The 19,883-nt window shown below is 42.5% G+C and carries 22 protein-coding genes; all 22 read right to left on the bottom strand.

The window, feature by feature from the left end; genetic code table 11:
* Nucleotides 1–16: 16 nt before the first annotated feature.
* A complete protein-coding gene (gene fliR / locus ACX6CI_RS08445) occupies nucleotides 17–796 on the bottom strand; it encodes a flagellar biosynthetic protein FliR (RefSeq protein WP_458777729.1) in 780 nt (259 codons plus the stop codon).
* Nucleotides 797–803: 7 nt separating this feature from the next.
* A complete protein-coding gene (fliQ, locus tag ACX6CI_RS08440; protein ID WP_458777728.1) occupies nucleotides 804–1,067 on the bottom strand; it encodes a flagellar biosynthesis protein FliQ in 264 nt (87 codons plus the stop codon).
* A gap of 143 nt (nucleotides 1,068–1,210) precedes the next feature.
* Nucleotides 1,211–1,984, bottom strand: a complete 774-nt coding sequence (fliP, locus tag ACX6CI_RS08435; RefSeq protein ID WP_458777727.1) for a flagellar type III secretion system pore protein FliP — start codon at nucleotides 1,982–1,984, stop codon at nucleotides 1,211–1,213.
* On the bottom strand, nucleotides 1,977–2,384 hold the full coding sequence (fliO, locus tag ACX6CI_RS08430) for a flagellar biosynthetic protein FliO (RefSeq protein WP_458777726.1): 408 nt from the start codon (nucleotides 2,382–2,384) through the stop codon (nucleotides 1,977–1,979). The genes fliP and fliO overlap by 8 nt, the downstream gene beginning before the upstream one ends.
* Nucleotides 2,385–2,394: 10 nt before the next feature.
* Nucleotides 2,395–2,763 (bottom strand): flagellar motor switch protein FliN, encoded by a 369-nt coding sequence (fliN, locus tag ACX6CI_RS08425; protein ID WP_458777725.1) that lies wholly within the window; start codon nucleotides 2,761–2,763, stop codon nucleotides 2,395–2,397.
* Nucleotides 2,764–2,776: 13 nt separating this feature from the next.
* Nucleotides 2,777–3,751, bottom strand: a complete 975-nt coding sequence (locus tag ACX6CI_RS08420; RefSeq protein ID WP_458777724.1) for a flagellar motor switch protein FliM — start codon at nucleotides 3,749–3,751, stop codon at nucleotides 2,777–2,779.
* Between the two features lie 15 nt (nucleotides 3,752–3,766).
* Complete coding sequence (locus ACX6CI_RS08415; RefSeq protein WP_458777723.1) at nucleotides 3,767–4,270, bottom strand: flagellar basal body-associated FliL family protein; 504 nt, start codon at nucleotides 4,268–4,270, stop codon at nucleotides 3,767–3,769.
* 44 nt (nucleotides 4,271–4,314) lie between these two features.
* Entirely contained in the window at nucleotides 4,315–5,097 is a 783-nt protein-coding gene (locus ACX6CI_RS08410) for a flagellar motor protein MotB (RefSeq protein ID WP_458777722.1), read from the bottom strand.
* Between the two features lie 10 nt (nucleotides 5,098–5,107).
* Entirely contained in the window at nucleotides 5,108–5,875 is a 768-nt protein-coding gene (locus ACX6CI_RS08405) for a motility protein A (RefSeq protein ID WP_458777721.1), read from the bottom strand.
* 322 nt (nucleotides 5,876–6,197) lie between these two features.
* Nucleotides 6,198–7,463, bottom strand: a complete 1,266-nt coding sequence (locus ACX6CI_RS08400; RefSeq protein WP_458777720.1) for a flagellar hook protein FlgE — start codon at nucleotides 7,461–7,463, stop codon at nucleotides 6,198–6,200.
* A gap of 62 nt (nucleotides 7,464–7,525) precedes the next feature.
* Complete coding sequence (locus ACX6CI_RS08395; RefSeq protein ID WP_458777719.1) at nucleotides 7,526–8,341, bottom strand: flagellar hook assembly protein FlgD; 816 nt, start codon at nucleotides 8,339–8,341, stop codon at nucleotides 7,526–7,528.
* Between the two features lie 10 nt (nucleotides 8,342–8,351).
* A complete protein-coding gene (locus ACX6CI_RS08390) occupies nucleotides 8,352–9,884 on the bottom strand; it encodes a flagellar hook-length control protein FliK (protein ID WP_458777718.1) in 1,533 nt (510 codons plus the stop codon).
* A gap of 6 nt (nucleotides 9,885–9,890) precedes the next feature.
* A complete protein-coding gene (locus tag ACX6CI_RS08385; protein WP_458777717.1) occupies nucleotides 9,891–10,412 on the bottom strand; it encodes a MotE family protein in 522 nt (173 codons plus the stop codon).
* Between the two features lie 15 nt (nucleotides 10,413–10,427).
* Nucleotides 10,428–10,889, bottom strand: coding sequence for a flagellar export protein FliJ (gene fliJ / locus ACX6CI_RS08380; RefSeq protein ID WP_458777716.1), 462 nt, complete (start codon nucleotides 10,887–10,889; stop codon nucleotides 10,428–10,430).
* A 23-nt stretch (nucleotides 10,890–10,912) separates the two neighbouring features.
* On the bottom strand, nucleotides 10,913–12,268 hold the full coding sequence (locus ACX6CI_RS08375; RefSeq protein ID WP_458777715.1) for a FliI/YscN family ATPase: 1,356 nt from the start codon (nucleotides 12,266–12,268) through the stop codon (nucleotides 10,913–10,915).
* A 55-nt stretch (nucleotides 12,269–12,323) separates the two neighbouring features.
* Nucleotides 12,324–13,112, bottom strand: coding sequence for a FliH/SctL family protein (locus ACX6CI_RS08370; protein WP_458777714.1), 789 nt, complete (start codon nucleotides 13,110–13,112; stop codon nucleotides 12,324–12,326).
* Nucleotides 13,099–14,103: a flagellar motor switch protein FliG gene (fliG, locus tag ACX6CI_RS08365; RefSeq protein ID WP_458777713.1), complete on the bottom strand. Its 1,005-nt coding sequence runs from the start codon at nucleotides 14,101–14,103 to the stop codon at nucleotides 13,099–13,101. Before fliG ends, ACX6CI_RS08370 begins: the two co-directional genes overlap by 14 nt.
* Nucleotides 14,104–14,109: 6 nt before the next feature.
* A complete protein-coding gene (fliF, locus tag ACX6CI_RS08360) occupies nucleotides 14,110–15,735 on the bottom strand; it encodes a flagellar basal-body MS-ring/collar protein FliF (protein ID WP_458777712.1) in 1,626 nt (541 codons plus the stop codon).
* A gap of 212 nt (nucleotides 15,736–15,947) precedes the next feature.
* Nucleotides 15,948–16,247, bottom strand: coding sequence for a flagellar hook-basal body complex protein FliE (fliE, locus tag ACX6CI_RS08355; protein WP_458777711.1), 300 nt, complete (start codon nucleotides 16,245–16,247; stop codon nucleotides 15,948–15,950).
* Between the two features lie 2 nt (nucleotides 16,248–16,249).
* Nucleotides 16,250–16,681: a flagellar basal body rod protein FlgC gene (flgC, locus tag ACX6CI_RS08350; RefSeq protein WP_458777710.1), complete on the bottom strand. Its 432-nt coding sequence runs from the start codon at nucleotides 16,679–16,681 to the stop codon at nucleotides 16,250–16,252.
* A gap of 32 nt (nucleotides 16,682–16,713) precedes the next feature.
* Nucleotides 16,714–17,130 (bottom strand): flagellar basal body rod protein FlgB, encoded by a 417-nt coding sequence (gene flgB, locus ACX6CI_RS08345; protein WP_458777709.1) that lies wholly within the window; start codon nucleotides 17,128–17,130, stop codon nucleotides 16,714–16,716.
* A 144-nt stretch (nucleotides 17,131–17,274) separates the two neighbouring features.
* On the bottom strand, nucleotides 17,275–19,683 hold the full coding sequence (locus ACX6CI_RS08340; protein WP_458777708.1) for a tetratricopeptide repeat protein: 2,409 nt from the start codon (nucleotides 19,681–19,683) through the stop codon (nucleotides 17,275–17,277).
* Between the last annotated feature and the right edge of the window lie 200 nt (nucleotides 19,684–19,883).

Raw genomic sequence — 19,883 nt, 5'->3', positions numbered from 1 at the left:
CCGGGGGGAAATGAATTTATATGGACAGGTAATTAAGAAGGGTGGAGAATCTTTCCACAAGAGAGTCAAATTCTCGTCTTAACAGCATAGAAACTAAAGGAAGTGTCAAAGCAATGACAATAAATGCAGTTCCTATATTAATTGGAAAAGAAATGAGAAATACATTGAGTTGGGGGAATACTCTTGCCAGGATACCAAGAATGAGACCTGAGAGTAGGAGTACGGTAAGTACTGGAGCACTGAATTGCACTCCAAGAGCAAACATATGAGAGGAGAGCTCCATAAGGTAAGGAATAGCATCTCCTGCTAAATTTAATTTTCCGGGAGGGAGAAGTTCATATGAACGTACGGCCGTTTGCAAAAAAAGATAATGTCCATTTATAGCCAGAAAAATTAGAATTGAGAATACATTTTGAAACTGGGAGATGAGCGCAACCTGCCTCTGGTTTTGTGGATCGAACACATTGGCAGCTGCAAACCCCATCTGAAAGCCTATGACCGTTGCTCCGAACTCAACTGCGGTGAAAATGAGACGGGCCACAAGGCCCAGGAGTAAACCAAGTAATACTTCGGAGACGATGAGTAGACCAAAGGTGATCGGTTCCAGGGATATGGGGCCAATCTGCGGCTCCATAATGGGAAACATCAGTAGTGAAAGCATCACGGCAAGACCTGTCTTTATCTGGTTCGGGGTCTGGGCAGAAGAAAAAACAGGTACCGCTCCGACAAAGCCTGCAACTCGGCTCATAACTATGAGAAAAGCTTGAAACTGTTCGATGGGAAGGAGAGTATCCACAACAAATCTATAACGTTGCCATTAAATCAAATAAGCCAACTGTAAAAATCGTGAGAGTGTTGATAACCCAAGAACCAAAGATCAGCAGGGTGATGAATACTGCAACGATTTTTGGTACAAATGTCATCGTTTGTTCATTTATTTGAGTTGCGGCCTGGAAGATCGAAATAAGAAGACCAACGAGAAGGGCAACTATCAGCATTGGTGCAGCGCACATGAGGATCGTTTGTATCGCCTTCCTGCAGATGTCTATGGCAATTTCAGGAGTCATTGTTCACCTCATTTGAGAAGAGCACTCTGTTCTTTACATTCAGGCAAAATATAAACAGATCACCACTATTATATAGGTTAGATCTTGGGGGGATCAACATATCAAACGTTCTATGTTGTTCAAATGAGCAGATGTCATAGCGACTATACTCCAAAGCTTTTGACAAGTGATCCCACAACGAGGCTCCAGCCATCAACGAGTACAAAGAGCAATAATTTAAAAGGCATCGAAATGATAACCGGTGGAAGCATCATCATACCCATTGACATCAGTATTGATGCAACGATCATGTCAATCACCAAAAAAGGGATATAGATCATAAATCCCATCTGAAAAGCTCGTTTGAGTTCAGAGAGCATAAAGGCCGGGATGAGGGTCATAGTTGGCACCTCTTCCTGGGTTTCTGGCTCATCTGCCAGGGTTATTTCTGTAAGAAGAGAGAGTTCACCTTCTCTTACCTGGCTGAACATAAAGTCGCGCATAGGTTTTATAGCCTTAGTTAATGCCTCACTCTGGTCTATCTGTTCATTAATATATGGCTGAAGAGCCTCTTCGTTAATGGTGTTGAGGGTAGGGGACATTATGAAAAAAGAGAGGAAGAGTGACAGCCCAAGTATCACCTGAGTTGGAGGCATGTTCTGGGTTCCCATTGCCTGCCTGACAAATCCCAAGACAATAACTATTCTGGTAAAACAAGTGGTCATAAGCAGAATTGCAGGAGAAACTGATAGAATGGTGAGAACAAAAAGCACTTGCAGTGCACTGGACACCTGCTGCGGATTCTCAGCATCCTCAACGCCAAAGGTAACCGTAGGAAGACCAACAGCTTCAGAGGTGGATGACCAGTAGAATAGTGTGCAGAACACAAAGAGAAAAAGTGCTATTTTTACAGGTGTTTGACGAGATCGTTTATTCATCTTCACTACCTGATTCTTGCTTAAGAGTATCAGAAAAACTAGTTACATTTTTTCCTGGAAGTGTGGCGATGTTTGAAATATGAGAATCAGTGAGACCAAGAAGATATTCTTTACCCCGTACCTCAACCAGACAAAGAGCTTTTTTCCCCATGAGAGGCTTAATTTCAACAATTTTAATCTCCTTGTCTGGAAGAGATGACAACAGTGAAAAACGCTTTCGCAGTAGGCCATATAATATCAATATGATACCAAGGACAATAAGTAGGCCCCACACTACGCGAAATGAGTTGGCAAGCATATCATTGCCTGCTACTGCTATCGGCTGGGGTGCCGTTGTTTCCGCAAGTATAGCGGGACAAGCGATACATAGTATAGCTAAAATGGCTATTGGTATTCTCATCACCTTGAGCTTATCCAAGATTTTCCAGTCTATCAGCCGTACTGACAACATCTGTGAGTCTGATTCCAAATTTATCACCCACCATGACAGCTTCACCTTTTGCAATAAGTTTTGAGTTTACATAAAGATCCAGGGGTTCTCCGGCGAGCTTATCAAGCTCTAGGACGTACCCTTCCCCCATTTTAAGAAGGTCTTTGAGTTTAATCTTACTCCTGCCAATCTCAACGGAAATATTTAAGGGAATGTCATACAAAAAATCAAGATTCCGCTTGCCTGTACTCTTGAGTGACTTTTCCCCGGAAGGAGAAGGCGTGTCTTCTTTTAAGAGTTCTTTAATTTCTTCAGGATCTGGTCTACTGTTATCTGCTGGGGTTTCCATACAATTTCCTTGATCAATATGAGCCTGCGAGACTAATGGCTTTTTTACCATTATGTGTTCCCGGGATGGCATAGTATTTCGGACTATTTTCAACCATTACCTGAACAGGGGCATTAGGGTCGTAGTCGAGTGCTATGACATCCCCAACTTCCAGGTTGAGTACTTTTTCCACTGTGAGGTCAATGGTTCCAGATTGTGCTATGACAGTCACTGGCATATCCTGAACCTGTTCTTCTATGATTTCATGCCATGAGCTTTTTGTCTGTGTAGAAATACTTAATAGTTCTTTGAGTAGCTCTCGGAGTGGTTCCAGTGTGTTAAATGGGAAAACAAGATGGATTTCACCTGAATATTGGCCAGCTTTAACGAGTAGTGTTCCAACTATGACCTCACCCTCCGGCTCAACAATGGATACGAGGCGGGGATTGTTCTCAAGTTTTATCAGATGTGTTTTGATATCGAAAAGCTGAGCGAATGCTTTGTCAATATCAATGCAGGCATCATCCATTGGAGTTCTTAATATGTTAAGCTCAATAGTCGTAAGTTGTCGTTCAAGCTGTATGGTTTCAATATCAGCTGAGGCTCCAAGCATGATCTCGAGCATCGAGAAAGAAAGCTTAGGGTCGTAAATTATCAGGGCGCCTTGTTTGAGCGGGGGAAGATCAAGAATTCCTATGGCTCCCGGCGGGCTCTTGTCAGCCATAAATTTCTGGAATTCAAAGGTCTCCAGGCCTATTCGAGTGATAGAAAAGGTTTTCTGTAGAAGGTTAGTAAGGGAGGTGGCATACTGCCTGCAAAAAGCGTCAAGAATAATATCAAAATTAGGAATGCGGAACTGTCCTTTATCCGGCCGTGCGAGGTGGAACAGGTTAACAGGGGTGCACGCTAAGAAGTCATCCTGGTTACCATCGACATCAAGGGACACCTGGCCGTCACGAATAGCTTTGAGCAGAGCTGCAATTTCCAGTTTATTTAGAATCGCTTCCATGGAATTTAAATCACCTTATTGAACAACAAAATTTGTGAAGTAAATAGCTCGAACTTTACCCGTTTGTAAAAAAGAGTTCAGCTTACTGGTAAGTTCAGCTTTGAGCTGCCTTTTTCCTTGTAAGTCCTGGAGCTCCTCATATGTCTTGTTACCAATAAGTAGGAGAATTGCATCCCGAACCTGGGGCATTCTCTGCTCAACTTCGGGTTGCACAGCTTCGTTGCTCAGTTCGACGGTAAGTGATGCTTTGACATAATGAGGACTATCGCCACTGATAATGTTAACGACAAACTCGTCAATATTGACCATGGGGCCTATCTCAGTTGTTTGGCTGAGGTTAGGTACCGGCACCTGTAGGCCTGGGTCCAACTCCTCGGGGGGTGGAGGTTCAGGTTTTAAGAAAAACCAACCGGCGACACCTCCACCAATGAGAAGGAGCAGAACAACAATACCAATAATGATAAAGAGTTTCTTTTTGCTACCGCCTTCAGCGGCATTATCTTCTGTCTTTTCTGCCATCTATCTCGCCTTTTTCTATTGAATTTCTTAAGGTGCTTCGTCTTCTATAATGGGACTGAAGTTGTGGGAGATGCAAGTTGAGTCTTGCTCTTATTACTTTGAAGTTTAAGTAAAAAATCAACCCTTCTATTTTTACTGCGACTTAATTCGTCTCTATTGGGAACTACAGGTCTGTCTTTTCCGTAACCTATTGCGGACATACGGTCTAGAGGAAGGAGATCACTATTGGTGAAAAACCTCATTACACCAACTGACCTGTCAACGGAAAGATCCCAATTACTGTACGCAGAGTCAGAGACAGGAATATCATCTGTATGTCCTTCAATCCGAAGGTCCATTGGCAGGGGACGGATAATATCAGCTACGGTTCGTAGGATTGAGTATGCTTTCGGAGCAATTTTGGCACTTCCTCTGTTGAAAAGTACAGAATCGTTGATTCGAAGTATTATGGATTCATCATCGTTTTTGATAACACCGACATTATTATCAAGTCGCCGTGAGTCAATTTGAGATTTGATTTTCTCATAGACTTTCTGAGTTGTTTGTTCCTGTATTGGAGAATAGGGCGTGATTGGTGGTGAAGGTAGTACTGGTATAGCAAAGTCAACACGAGCAGGCTCGTTGTGCATACCGAAGGCATCTTTTAGTGAGCTTGATGCTTCGGTAAAGCGTACAGGGTCCATGTTCGCCATGGATAGTAGGAGAACAAAGAATGTCAGTAGAAGGGTGACGAGATCAGAATACGTCACCATCCATGCAGGGGCTCCAGCACGGCACTCAGGACATTTTTCGCTTTTCTGTTCTTGTTGAACGTCATCTTCGGCCATTTTAATTCCGTTACTTGTTAAAAGTCGATTCTCTTAGTTTAGGCGCAATAAATGCGTGGAGCTTCTGTTCCATGATACGTGGGTTTTCACCCGATAGTATGGATTGCATCCCTTCAATGATGAGCAATTTTGTTAACACCTCTGAGGCTGACCTGTTTTTGAGTTTACCTGCCATGGGGGCACAGAAGACATTTGCGATAACAGCACCATAAAATGTGGTGAGAAGAGCAACCGCCATAGCAGGTCCAATTGCTGCTGGATCATCCATGGTTTGCAGCATCTGCACGAGACCAATCAACGTTCCACACATTCCCATTGCCGGGGCATAGGCCGCAATCGCAAGGAAGATATCAGCGCCCTTGCCGTGTCGCATTTCGATATATTCAATTTCCGTGTTCAGCATTGATCGAAGGGTCTCAGGCTCCTGGCCATCAACGGCCATTTGCATTGCTTTTTTCAAAAATTCATCGTCAACGGTGTCCATTGCTCCCTGAAGCGCAAGTATTCCTTCCTTTCTTGCTTTATTTGCAAACTCCATGAGTTGAGCGATGAGGTCGTTTATTGATATCTCTTTATGGAGCAAAGTCTTTTTAGCAACATTAATGGCATCAAAGACGTCTCCAAATGGATAGTGAACAAGTGTATTTCCAAACGTTCCTCCAAAAACGATGAGTATTGAAGGGACGTTAATGAAAATCGATAGGGGGCCACCTTGCAGGATGGCCATAAGCATAAGTCCAAATGCAGCACCTATACCTATGATTGTTGAAAGATCCAAAAAATCCTCCGTAAAAATATAATGACTAAAACTGTGAGATTTCTTTAAAAGCTGCGTTCGTAGTGCACTTACCTGGTGCTGCTAAGTAGCAGGGCAAACACAAACTTTCTTAATTGATACAATATAAATGTATCATAGACGCAGCTGTTCTAAAACTCAAGTTTGCATGAATTATTCCAGTTATTAATTTAATAATAGAAGGAAGTTTAAAGCCAGGTAGATATGGGGGTATGGGGAGTTATTGGATGGAAACAAAAAAAAAGCCCCAGGGTTTTATGAAAAAAATCCCGGGGCCAGTACGCTTGGTGTCAGAAAAATGACTTTATCGTTTCAAGTTAATAACTGTGTCAAGAAGTTCGTCAACGGTTGTAATGATTTTAGAGCTCGCCTCAAATCCTCTTTGTACAGTAATCATTCGAACAAACTCCACACCCATATCAACATTGGACTGCTCAAGTGAGTTGGTGAAGATAGTTCCGAGTTCGGCACCAGGCCCGCCCACACGTGGGGTCCCTGAAGCTGCTGTCGCTGTAAATAAATTACTTCCTGCGGCAGATAAACCATTTGGATTAACAAATTTTCCAAGCACCATCTGAGCAATGTTTTTACTTTCTCCATTTGAATAGAAGGCGACCACATTGCCTTCACCGTCTATTTCAACACCTGTAAGGCTTCCCGCTCCATAGCCATTTTGATCTTGAGATAAGACGACTGAATTACTATCAAACTGGGTATTATTAAACGTTACCTCTATATCTCCTATAGCCGAATTATTACCCCAGTCTAAACCAATTATATCTATTGTGGTTTCTACAGGAGGATCAGCTGCATCTCCAACCAATATCCCATTTTCTGTAAAAACAAGATTGTCGGCATTCTGCCCCTGGAGAATATTTCCATTAACATCTTCAGCACTCCAGGCACTACTCCAGGTATTGGCACCCGTTTTTATGAAGTATGTTGTCATTAAATGTGACTCGCCTAAACTATCAAATACCTGTGTTGAAGATGAGTAGGTGTACGTAGCGTCATCATCGATATCAAAGTTGGCCAAAGCTAAAATATCTTCACTTGCATCAAGGTTGGTTTCAAGGGAGAGTTTATTTGTCGCCAGGCCTGCAATGAGACCAGTATTTTCAACCTGAATATCATCTGGGTCGCCACCGATCAGGGCTCCATCATCATCGTAGCCAATTCCCTGTACATATAGGCCTTCAGCATTGACAAGATATCCATCTTCGTCAAATGAGAATGCACCTGCGCGAGAGTAGTAGTCTGTTTCATCTCCCTCTTGCCGAAGAATAAAAAAACCATCACCTTCGATTGCCACATCAAGATTTGATTCAGTGGTTTCAAAGGTTCCCTGACTGAATATTGAATCCATAGTGGAAACACCAACACCCCTACCAACCTGTGATGCTCCGCCTGAACCATTAATGGTTCCGGAAAGGAGATCAGCAAAAACATGCCTGGATCCTTTAAACCCAACTGTGTTAGTGTTAGCGAGGTTGTTACCTATTACGGTCATCGCCTGGGAGTTGGTATTGAGACCACTTACTCCACTAAAAAATGCACTTGAAATACCCATTTTCTCTCCTTATTTATTCGGCATTAGCCCAAATATTGACCAATATGTTTTAGCGCTGACCACTATGTTACTGCGTCTACAATAGTTTCAGTGGCGTCAACTGCATCCTCTACGGTGTCTACAGCTTCATCAACAGTATCTGTCACTGATTCTTCGTCTGATTCTTTTTCATCGTCTGTTGCAGCTGAACTGTCGCCATAGCTACCGGGCTCAAATACTCCAATAATTGAACTGAATGGAATTTCACCAGCAACAGTGATGAGGGTTCCTCCACTGGTACCTCCAAGGTCTACACCTGTAACTTCGGATCTGATAAGCGATGTAACCGCAACCGAAGCGCCTGCGCTGTCAGTGGCTGAAATAGAAATATCATAATCTCCAACAGGAGCCTGTTCTCCATCGTCTGTGAGGCCATCCCATGAAAGAAAATGGTTGCCGGCACTGAGTTCAGTGCCCTCTAGTGTTGCAACGGTGCCACCATTTTGGCTTAGGGTAATCGTAACTTCTGCTGCAGTAGTATTAAGAAGATATCCAAAGCCTACGCTTTCACCAGAGTAACTTATTTCCGATCCTTTATATGCTACATCTTTGCCAATTGTTCCAAGGGTACTGATTTTGTCGGAATTCTGGTTTGACGCGATGAGACTGTCCATACTGGTATTGAGATTTTCAAGTTGCTCAAGGGAGCTGAACTCAGTGAGCTGTGATGTAAATTCGGTGGCATCTTCCGGGTTCGTAGGGTCCTGGTTTTTCAGTTGTTCAACGAGAAGCATCAAGAAATCCTCTTTACCCATTACTGACCGGTCTTTCTGGTCATAAAGAGTTGTGCCCGAGGTTGCCCGGGAGGACGCGCTCAGTGGATTTATGTAATCACTCATGATATCTCCTTTATACTTTTACATTGACACCGGAATTGGTCTCAATATAACTGTCCTGAAATTCATCTAAGATAAACGGAGTGTTAGTTTCAGAATTATCGTTTTTACTTAGAAATTGTGATGAATCGCTGTTGTTGAGCTGCTGATCGAAAAGATCAAAACTGCCTACCATATCTGATTCACGGGTGACTGTAATGTCTTCAACGTTAAAGCCCTGTTGCTCAAGTACAGTTTTTAGTTTTGAGAGGTTTCTCTCTAAAATTTGCTGAACATGTTGGCTTTGGGCAACTACATTTGCACGTATGGAGCCTTCTTTAACTGTGAGATCAATCTCCATCTTCCCAAGTTCAACAGGATGGAGTTTGAGTTGGATTTTTGAATCCAGTTGTCTCTGGTTTATTCGAAAACGTTCGACGAGCTGTTGGATCACATCTTGATCTTGAACCATAGTTCCTGATGGTAACACCGTCGTAGTTTTGCTGAAATCTAGGGTCTGCGTAGTAAGAGGATCAGTGCTGGAACCTATGGGCATGGCAAACGTGTTGGGTGCCTCAGGAGACGAAGAAAATGGTGTTGATTGGCTAAAACCGGACCCTGGTTGCTGGCCCATATCATCACCCTGCTTATTGCCACTCAGGTTTGCAGCTTCACTCAGAATATTTCCAGGTTGACTCTTGGCATCATAAAATTGTTGGGTCGTGTCATGACGTACACCAGATAGCTGCTGCTTGTTGCGAAGAGTTGGTGCAAAAACGCCATCTTCAAGGGCTGTAAATCCTTCACTGCTTGTAAGGGTAACCTTGGTTGTCGTTTGCTCTACAGTCAGGGTTTGTAGCTGCGCTGATGATGAAAAGAGTTGGGACCGAAGTGCGCTACCATCTTGTGCCATTACATTTTTGATGGAAAGTATCCCAGCTTCCCCACCACCATTAAGAATTGTCTGAATTCGCTCCATCAGTGCTTCCTGTTGGGGGGTTATTGTCTGGGGAGTTGCTTTTAGAGCGTGCTGTATGGCAGGGTCGGTAAAAAATGCTTTTTGGGCACTGAAGCTTTTAGCACCTGAAGCAAGGCCCAATTGATCTGCAGATGTGTTGCCATTCTCCAACTTTGAAATGTTGGGCTGGATTAGTTTAGCAAAAGCCTGGGAAGTCGCATCTGTCAGGGAAGCGAGTTGTTGTTGAAACAACATAAGTTGTTCCTGGCTCAAAAGAAGTGCGTCAGGAGAATGTTGCTGGCCCGGTTCAATGTTAAATTGATTAAGAAATTCTAATATAGCACTATCTAAGCTTTCATTTGCTATACCATTATCATCTGGAGTGTGACCAGTATCGCTTACGGTGCTGCCTGATTGCTGTTGGCTGGTCAAATTTTGGTTGCCTTGAGTTTTATTGGCACCATCTTTTGGAAGACTACTTCGGAGTACTGAGTTGAATGATTCTCCTGTTCCGGTATTTGGGCTGCTCGTGGAATTTGTACCGGATTGTTCAATTTGAACCTTTGGCAGGTCCCGTACAGGCATTTGAACATTAAGTAGTTGTGTCATATCAATTCACTCTAATTGCAGGGTGGTATATGTTGTACTGATTTCTGTAGTTTTTTGTTTAGAGACTTGATCTAATATTTTAGCAGCTGACTTGACCTTCATTTTGCCTAATAGATCTGAAGCAAGTTGTCGTTCCAGGCCGGTTAAGGCAAGTGCTGCTTTTGCTGGCGTCATTTTTTCGTATATCTTGGCCAGACTTTCAATTTGCTTTAGCTCTGCAGCTGATTTCTCTTCAAGTAGTGTTTCTATTCTCTTCTGCAGTGTTTCTAGAGATTTCAATTTATCATCTATTTCTGCTAACTTCTTATCGACACCCTCTTCGAGTGACTTTAGCTCCTTTTTACGAAGATCTATTTCTTCTCTTTCTTTTCTTATTTTTGCACGCTCTTCGAGTATTGTTTTTTGGATACGTCGTTCCTCAACAGAGCTATAGTTGTTTTCCGCTGAAAGGGCAGGGGAGAGGTAAAAGAGTGGGGAAAAAAATAGCAAACTGCATAGTATTAAATGGCTTATTAGATGATTGTTCATAGCTCTCTGTTGTGTTTATTGTCCATTTAAAGGATCTTTGCCGTGCCGCATCACTGCAACTTCATCAAGCATTGCTGCTTCTTTTTTGTTGAGATGTTGCTGCCATGCTGCATTTTGCTCGTATTTGAGACGCTTCATGACCTGGTACTCACGGCTTTTAGTGATGAGGTTTTTCTGCGCCTGTTCTACAAGCTTAATTTTTTCATCCAGGTTCTTTTCTATCGCAACAATATTGGTTTGTGCTGATACAATTTTTTCCTCAAAGAGGATGAGTTTTCTAATCTCAATTCCTTCAGCCTGAAGTTTTTCACATTCAGTTATTGTGTTGTAGAGAGTATCTTTTTCCTGATTGAGTTTTTCTTCTATTATTTCTTTTACCTTTGTAGCTTCAAAAAAACGATTTTTTGCAAGATCTTCTAAGCGCTTTCTATAGCTGAGTACGGTTTCAAGAGAAAATGGTTTAGGTTCGATAGCCAATGTAATATCCCGAAATAAGAACGTTAAGGTTGATCAGTTTGTCTTCGGTTTTTCCGAAGAGGTTCTTCTTCTTTACGATCACTTAAAACAGTCCCCAATGTTTCGATAGAATTTTTAAGAGTAGCCGTCTCGTTGTAATTTTGGCGAAGGAATTCCGTAATCGCATCTATTTTACTTATGGCATAATCTATTTTAGGGTTGGAGCCTTTGACATAGGCCCCAATATTGATAAGATCTTCGGCTTCAGCGTAATTTGCCATGACATCTCTTGCCTTTCCTGCAAGCTCCTGATGTCGTTCCCCTGTTATATCTCGCATTACACGGCTGGCTGAACTCAGAACATCAATGGCCGGGAAATGGTTTTTAGCCGCAAGCGCCCGGGAAAGAACAATATGTCCATCTATTATTGAGCGAACTGAATCGGCAACTGGCTCGGTCATATCATCGCCGTCAACGAGAACAGTATAAAGAGCGGTTATGGAACCTTTGTTTTTAAAGTTTCCTGCGCGTTCAAGTAACTTAGGAAGGGTGGCGAAGACAGAAGGAGTGTATCCTTTAGTGGTGGGCGGTTCCCCGACAGCAAGGCCAATTTCCCGCATGGCCATGGCAAAGCGGGTGACAGAATCCATCATGAGAAGAACATTTTTACCTGTATTGCAGAAATATTCAGCGATGGCAGTCGCAACGAATGCTCCACGCATCCTCAGTAATGGGGATTGATCTGAGGTGACGACAATAATCACAGATCTCGCAAGTCCTTCCTTGCCGAGATCTCTTTCTATAAATTCTCTCACCTCACGTCCACGTTCGCCAATGAGCGCTATGACATTTATATCAGCCTTGGCATTTTTGGCCATCATACCTAAAAGAACACTTTTACCAACCCCAGATCCAGCCATAATTCCTAAACGTTGACCAGTTCCACATGTTAGAAGTCCGTTTATCGCACGAACCCCAAGGTCGAGGGAGTCGGTTATGTTTTGTCGCTCCATGGGACCGGGGGGCAAAGAATACAGATCTTTTTCTTCAGGAAGAGACGGTACAGGAAAGCCGTCCTGAGGGATTTCCATTGCATCAATGACCCGACCGAGCAGGTTGGGACCAACACTTATTGTAGCGCTGGTGCGGACAACACGGATGAGGCTGCCCGGGCCTAGGCCTCGAAGTTCTCCCAGGGGCATAAGAAGGGCAATGCTGTCTTTGAAGCCGACAATCTCGGCATATATCTTCTCACCATCATCAATGGGGGTGAGTTCACAAAGGGAACCAATTGATGCATGGGGACAGTGTCCCTCAATGACCAGGCCAACTATACGAGTTACCTTACCCCATATTTTGATGACGTTGATGGTATCAAGTTGTTCAGGGTCAAATATCATATCAGTCCATCAATTTGAGGCGAGGAATAAATAGAAAGGCAGAGAAAGTGGATGCCTACGGTTTCTTTTTGAGTAATTCTTCACGGATAGTCTCAAGTTGACTGAAAATCGTTGCGTCAATAATGCAATTTTCCGATTCAATTTTTGCTCCGCCTTCTTCAACTGTTGGATCTGCTTTAATGACTATATTATTGAGACCGCTCACTCCTGCGATAAAATCATCTGATTTGCTCTGGACTTTTTCATAGTCAGCTGGATTAATAAAGACAGTAAACTCATCTGACTTTACAGCGCGAAGTAAGGCCTCTTCAATGGTGGCTACAATTGTCTGGTCTTGTTCTTTAAGTGAAATCCTTAGTATCTTTTCGGCTAGTAGCAGAGTGAACTCAAGCAGCTCATGGGAGCTATTTCCAATGATGGTTTCACGAACCGAATCTAATTGTTCACAGCTGGAAGTAAGAGCACTGACTGCAGAGCCGTAGTCTTCAGCAGCTTTTGAAATACCATCTTGTAGGCCTTGTTGGTATCTGGCTTCAGCATTATTTTTGGCCTCATCAATTAGAATGTACTGCGTCAGGTCAACGGGTGGTGCTTCAGGGGTGGCTTTAGGTTTCTTCTCGTCTCCCGGCGCTGAATGAGCCGTTGGATCTTGGGGGGTACTTTGTGGGTCAGGTGTTGGTGTTGCTTCTTGTTGTACAGGATCTTGCCTGACTTTCCCGGGTTCAAATGGAGTTGTAGTGCTTTTTGGTTTTGATTGCCAGCCTGCTGCGTCTGTTGGCGCTGATTGAACAATTTTTTCGCGCTTAAAAGAGTTAGAATCTTTATAATATTTAGACCAGCTCATCTCCACCTCCGGTTCCAAGGACGAGCTTTCCTTCTTCTTCAAGCTTCATGGCAATTTTTACAATGGACTGCTGCATTATTTCGACTTCTGATAATCGTACCGGTCCCATGGCATCCAGATCGTCCTGAATCATATCAGCGGCTCTTGAAGACATATTTGCAAAAATCTTGGCCTTCATTTCGTCTGATGCAGTTTTGAGAGCCATGGTCAGAGAATCGTTGTTCACTTCTCTTAGGATCATTTGCAGAGATCTTCCGTCGAGTGCCACAAGATTTTCAAAGGTAAACATTTTCTTGCGAATCTCTTCAGCCATCTCAGGGTCTTCCTGTTCCATGCTCTCAAGGATATCAGCATCAAGATTGTTCTTCATGTTATTGAGGATGCCAACTATAGTATCAAGTCCACCAATTTTTTTCTGTGTTCCCCCTGAGACAAGACCGATTTCCCTGTGTAGCGCGTCTTCAATCCTATTGAGAACCATAGGGGAAACTTTTTCAATTTTTGAAATCCTATAGGCTACATCTGACATGATACTTTCAGGAAGATGAGAAAGTATTTCTGCAGCATGTTCCATATGTTGAGTGGAGAGTACCAGGGCTACCGTTTGTGGATGTTCATGTTCTAAAAGACCCGCAACCATGGCAGGTGCCATGAGAGAGATGGTTTCAAGAGATTTACTCTCAGTACCTGAGAGGAATTGATCCATAAGCAATTGTGATCGTTGATCACCTGGTGTTGCCGATATAGCGTTTTTTGCAAAATCCTCACCCTTGACAAAGAGCCCTGCAAATTGCTCTTTTGATTCCCGGTAGTTTTGGAAAACCTTCTCTTTTATGTCTGTTGGTATGTGATCAATACTGGCCATTGCCCGTGTTATTTGCCGAACCTCGTCATCGGAAAGTTCTTCAAAAATCTTGGCGGCCGCATCTTCTCCCAAACAAATGAGAAGTACAGCAACTTTGTTAATACCGGTTAAAGTCTCAATTGCCATTGTTAATTAGCCTTCCTGAATCCAGTTCTTGATGATAAATGCGGTTGGAGCCTGGTTGTGATTAACCTCTCTTCTGAGCTGGGTTATGGTGTCATCAACTGGTTCCATGGGAAGTTCATTTTCGGCTTCTGTTTGCTGAAGAAGTTTCTGCTGTTGCTCTTTCTCTAGCTGTTCAACAGTTTTATAATGCTCCTTGACCTCACCTTTCATTGTTTTCACCACTGGTCGAATGAGTAAGAAATAGAGAAGAAATACTCCAGCGCCAATAAGTCCGTATTTAATAAACGGTATAAACTGATATAAAGAACTCGTTGGTTCTGATTCAGCAGCTATAGTGACTTCTTTAGGTGCTACGAAAGGCATTGATAAAACGTTTATCATATCTCCACGCTCTGTAACCACCCCAATTGCGCTTGCAACCATGTTCTCAATGGATTTCAACTCTTCTGGTGTTCTTGGTGTTATTTCAGATACCTTGCCTTCTTCGTCTACCTGGACTTTGTCTGCTACAAGCACTGATACTGAAAGTTTAGTGATTGTACCTACCGGGTTAATTATTCGGCTTACAGTTTTACTAATTTCATAGTTCGTAGTGCGTGAAGTCTTTGACGATGATGGGCCAGTTGCTGTTTCCCCAAATACGTTTCCCTGAAGATTTGATTCAACTCCGGGAATACCACCCTCAGTTTCGCTTGCTGCAGATTGCTGATTAATCTGTTCACTACGAATAACAGGCTCTTCTCCATCAAAGAACTCTTCGGTTTTTTCAACTTTTGAAAAATCGAGAGTCGCTGAAATTCTAACCATGGCATTATCAGTCCCCATGGTTTTATCAAGAAGTGCCTGAGCGCGCATTTCCATTCGGTGTTCTACTTCCTGCTGATAGGCGAGCATCTCGCCTGAGAAAACCTGGCTGTCATCTTTTTTCTTTTCGACTTCAAGAACAACCCCGCTGGAATCAATGACCTTGACGTTATCAGGACTGAGATTTGTTACAGAACCGGCAACGAGATGGACTATGCCCTGGACCTGCTGCTGGTCAAGATTTTTTCCTGGTACGAGGGTTACAATAACAGATGCAGTACCACTTTTTTGCTGATTTTTAAAAAGCCGTTTCTCTGGTAGTGCAAGGTGTACCCTGGTTGTTTCAACAGGAGCAAGGGATGAAATTGTTCTGGATAATTCCCCTTGCAGTGCCCTTGTATAGTTTACCTTCTGTACATAGTCTGTGAGGGCAAAACTCTGTTTGTCAAAGATTTCAAAACCAACTCCACCACCACTTGGCATTCCATTGGCAGCAAGATCAAGCCTGCTCTGGTATATTTGAGTGGCTGGAATCCAGATATCACGGCCCCCGTTTTTGAGGGTGTACTCAATTTTCTGGCCTTTGAGCCACGTGACTACCTCGGACGCATCCTGCATCTCAAGATTGGCATAAAGAAGTTGCTGGTCAGCTATCCTGGCCTGCATGATGAGAACAGCAAATAACACGATTGAGATAACCACAACAGCACCGGTTGCAATTTTTCTACTGAGTGGCCACTCCTGAACAAGTTGAACGAGATTCTTCTTCTCAATTGGCGCCGGTGGCTGGCTGGTCGTGGTTTCAACGCTTGTATCTGCGACTTCCATTATGCGCGTTCCTTTTTGATTGTAACTTCTTTCTAAATCGTTGATTGTGTCTTGCTAACCCCGATGAACGGGATAAGCACCTCGAAAGGCTCACTACGTTCACTTATCTGGAAGTAATGTTACGTTCGCAATGTTAAGAGGTTCTTCGGTTTTTTCGGAGTCTATGCTACCTGAAATTTATGACGGTTTTTTTGGAAGTAAGGTACTAAACGTCATATTTGCATTCGCATGACTTCTTCATATGCTGTAAGTGCCTTGTTTCTCATTTGAACAAGCATTCTGAGCGATACGTCAGCCTTTTCAACAGAAATCATAACTTCATGGAGGTGTTCAGCCTTACCTGCTTGGAGGTCTTGGATAGCTTGATTACCAATAGTCTGATCCTTGTTGGTCTCTGTTACCATGTTCTTGAGCATGTCACCAAAGGCATTACTGCTTTTAGTCACGTCACTCTCTTTGCTTACCTGTTGGGCGGTGCTGGCGAGATGAGTTAAACTTTCAATTGAATTCATGATTATTGTCCAATTTCGAGTGCCTTAAGGGCCATTCTTTTTGCCATTTTAATTGATGTGACATTTGCCTGGTATGATCTGGTGGCCGACATCATATCAACCATTTCCTTAAGGACGCTGATGTTGGGCATTTCTACGTAGCCGTCTTCTGCTGCGTCCGGGTGTGAAGGGTCATAAACCTTTTTTGGGGGTGTCTTGTCTTCAACAATCTTTGTAACTTCCACGCCCTTTAAACTTCCCGCAACCTCATTGTTGAGCTGGTCTTTAAAAGATAAGGGCTTAGATTGAAAATATGTTGATTGCTTTTTGTATGGCCCACCTTCTGGCGTTGAGGTGGTTTCAACATTTGCGAGATTAGAGCTAATAGTATTAAGGCGCATGCTATGGGCCTTGAGGGCTGAAGCACTGATTTTAAATGTATTTGTAAAGTCCATTTCTTCCTCGGAATAATAGGTTGCGGTGTGAGTTATTGTCCACCTGAAATGACATATTTAAGAAGAGACATTTTCTTTTTAAGAAGTTGAGCTGCAGTTTCATAGAGTAGTTCGTTCTCTGAGAGTGCCATCATCTCTTGATCCACGCTGACATTGTTATCATCTCCAATACCTGCTTTCTCTTCATCTAAACGGATTTTGCCGCTTACGCTGTTAAAATTGGCAGGACCAATTGGGATATGTTTGTCATCAGAGGTTTGAAGTTGGACATTTTTGCTCGATGATAAGGCATTTGCAAGGTCCTCTTCAAACTCAAAGCGAGAGGGGGAAAAACCGGGTGTCTCAGCATTTGCGATATTTGATGATATGACCTGTGCCTTAGTTGCTCTGAGATCGAGCACCTTACTGAGCAGCTGCATATTTTGATCATGAAGTTTGATGACTGACATTGTTTCACCTGTTGCAGATGTTTAAAACTGATTTTTGTTAAGAACCTTACTTCGTAAAAGCTGGAATGGGTGACGAGGTACAGATTCTGCTGTATTGTCCTGTGTCTCAGTCTTGTTTATATCTGGAACTTTTAAATGACGGGTCTAATATTTGTCTTTGTTTACATTATATTGCAAATCCCGTTCCGCGTATTGTTTCCAAAGAGAGTTTTCTTCTGTTTCGACAATTTTTTCGAGGAATGTTAGTGCTAATTCCTCTTTTCCAAGTAAACGATTGATATCGGCGAGTCTGTATAAGCTTTGATGATAAAAGATATTATCCTTGGAAATTTTAAGAAATTCATCCGCTGCAGCATTAAGATCTTTTGTCTGGTATAGGCTTTCAGCAAGAAAAAACTGGTGTTGCCCGCTGATATTTTTTCCAAGTTCTACATATTCTTCCAGGGTTTGAGCAGTCTTAATGTAATTATCAGTTCGATAATAAATTGTTGCAGCTAAGGGATGGAATGTACCATTAGCGGGAAGAGGTGAGGGCAGTGCAAGTTTTGCTTCTGTCAGTCTTTCATCTGCTACAAGTGCTTGGATTCTTATAAGAAGTACATCATTTGTGTATTTCCCTTCCGGGTAATTATAGCTGTACTGTGCTGCGTAGTCTTCAACGAGACTGAAGTTCCCATGGTCAAAGGTTGCTTGAATCATCGGCAGGTAAAATTCTTCCCGTTGGTCGGCAGACTTTATCTCAATGAGATATAGATAAAGTTTTTGTGCCTCATCGTAGATCCCAACTTTGTGGTATGCCTTGGCAATATCTATGAGGAAGTTACTGTCTATCCAATTGTTTTGAAAAAGCTCCTTGTTCTGTTTTGCAAGAACAAGGGCCCCCAGATAATCTGTGTCATCAACAAGTCTTTTAATTTCTTTAGGAAGAAGGTCTATTAAAAGGGCTTGTGCCGTAATTCTGACATTGCCTGTTTGAAATTCACGTAAAAATGTATGGAGCATTGGTACCGCTGTCTTGATGTCACCCAGCAGAGTATGGATAAGAATAACTTTGAATCCAACTTCTTCCTTGATGCTTCTGGTTGATGATTCGTCTGCAATTTGCTTATAATGAGTTAATGCTGTTTCAAGGTACTGGCGGTCCGCAAGTAGCCTGAGGTCATTCTTTTTAATTGCAGAAAGTTTACCAGCATCAGTTCGCGAATATGCATTCTGAATCTGGGTAAAATCATTAATAAGCTCATTACCATCTATGAATTTAAGCTTTGACATATATTCTCTATATGCCACTAAACCAATCAGGTTTTCACCTGAAATAATAGATCGTAGTTTGCTGTATTCTCTGGCAGCAGCTTCAAAATATCTTTGATCATAAAGAGTCGAACAGTGTCCACCAAAAGAGTAGGGCTGTGTGCGCAAAAGTGGTGAGTTAACCAATAGTTTATACGCTGCATACGCCTTGACTGGAATGTTTATTGCGAACCAGTAGTCCGCCTCGCGTATTTTTATTCTTTCTTGAACATCAGGCGGCAGGGCGATTGTGTCAATTTGCAATAACCTGTTAAGGTTCCTGTATTCCTTTGTTGATAGTGATGTTTCAACTCTGGAGAGAAGAAAGTATGGAGCAAGAGGGCTTGAATCTGAAATATACGGCTCTAACGTTTTGTACTCATACTCAGCAATATATGGGTCTTCATATCTCGCACGTAGCCAAATGAGCAGATAGTTGGCGTAGGTACCAATGCGTTCGTCTTTATACGTTTCTTTTAGTAAATACAGTTGCTTGAACGCTCCTTCGAAGTCACCGTTTCTCAGTAGTGCTTCACCATAGGTCAGGGCGATCATTTTCTGCATTTCCGGACCGGTTGTGGTCTGCAGTTTTTCAAGAAGTGATGTCGCAAGGGTGTCCCAGGATTCCTTCTGGGCGAGGTCCAACATGTCAGGGGTCAGAATGTCAAGATTGTTTGAGAGTCCGGGTGGTAGCAGTTCCACAATTGGAAAAGGTGGAGGGGTAAATTTGACGGGGATTTCGATGTGTAGTGGACTTTCATAGTTTGAAAAAAAGGCCATCCAATCCGTTCGGTAGGGAGACAATATATATGGATTAGTAAAGTCTGGCGTCGCCCTGTCGACTACGGTGAGGCCTTTAAGTTTATTTGCAAGATTCTTGTAGGAGTTAGAATACTCATTGCCGAGAAGGACTTCCAGTACGATAGTGTTGTTAGTATTAGGAGTTAATTTAAAATTTTGAGGTTCATATCTGAAAAATAGAGAAAGGATCAGTGTCGTACTGTTTTTTCGAGTCAGAATTTTGACAATTTTCTCGTCAGTTTTAAACAGTTGAAACTCTTTTCCAATATCTGTGTCTTTTAGCTCAACATCAATTCGCCTTTTGGTTGCCGAACCAGAAAACGAAGGCGGGGTGTCGAAGTTTAAGTATATCTGGATGATATCTTTGGTATCAACACGCGTAACTCTGGTTAGCTCTGCGGCAGTTACATTAACCGGAGATAATATGAAGAGTGCAAAAAGTATGGTGATGAAATGTTTCATAATAGATCTGTAGCAAAAAAAGTGCCGATTTAAAAAGAGTTTGAATGTGTGAAATTGAGTAATTGTCCGCCAAGTGATTGATAATGCGGTCCTACAGTTAAAGGTTTTAAAAAAAAATGTAATTGATTCGATTTTTTACGTTAGAAATTTGACATTTGTATTTGCTTCTCGATAATATTTACAATGAAACGTTTTTGTTG

The sequence above is a fragment of the Desulforhopalus glucosivorans genome, from assembly GCF_054397165.1.
The sequence above is the reverse complement of the archived record's forward strand: the minus strand, read 5'-3'. Positions and strand labels throughout refer to the sequence as shown.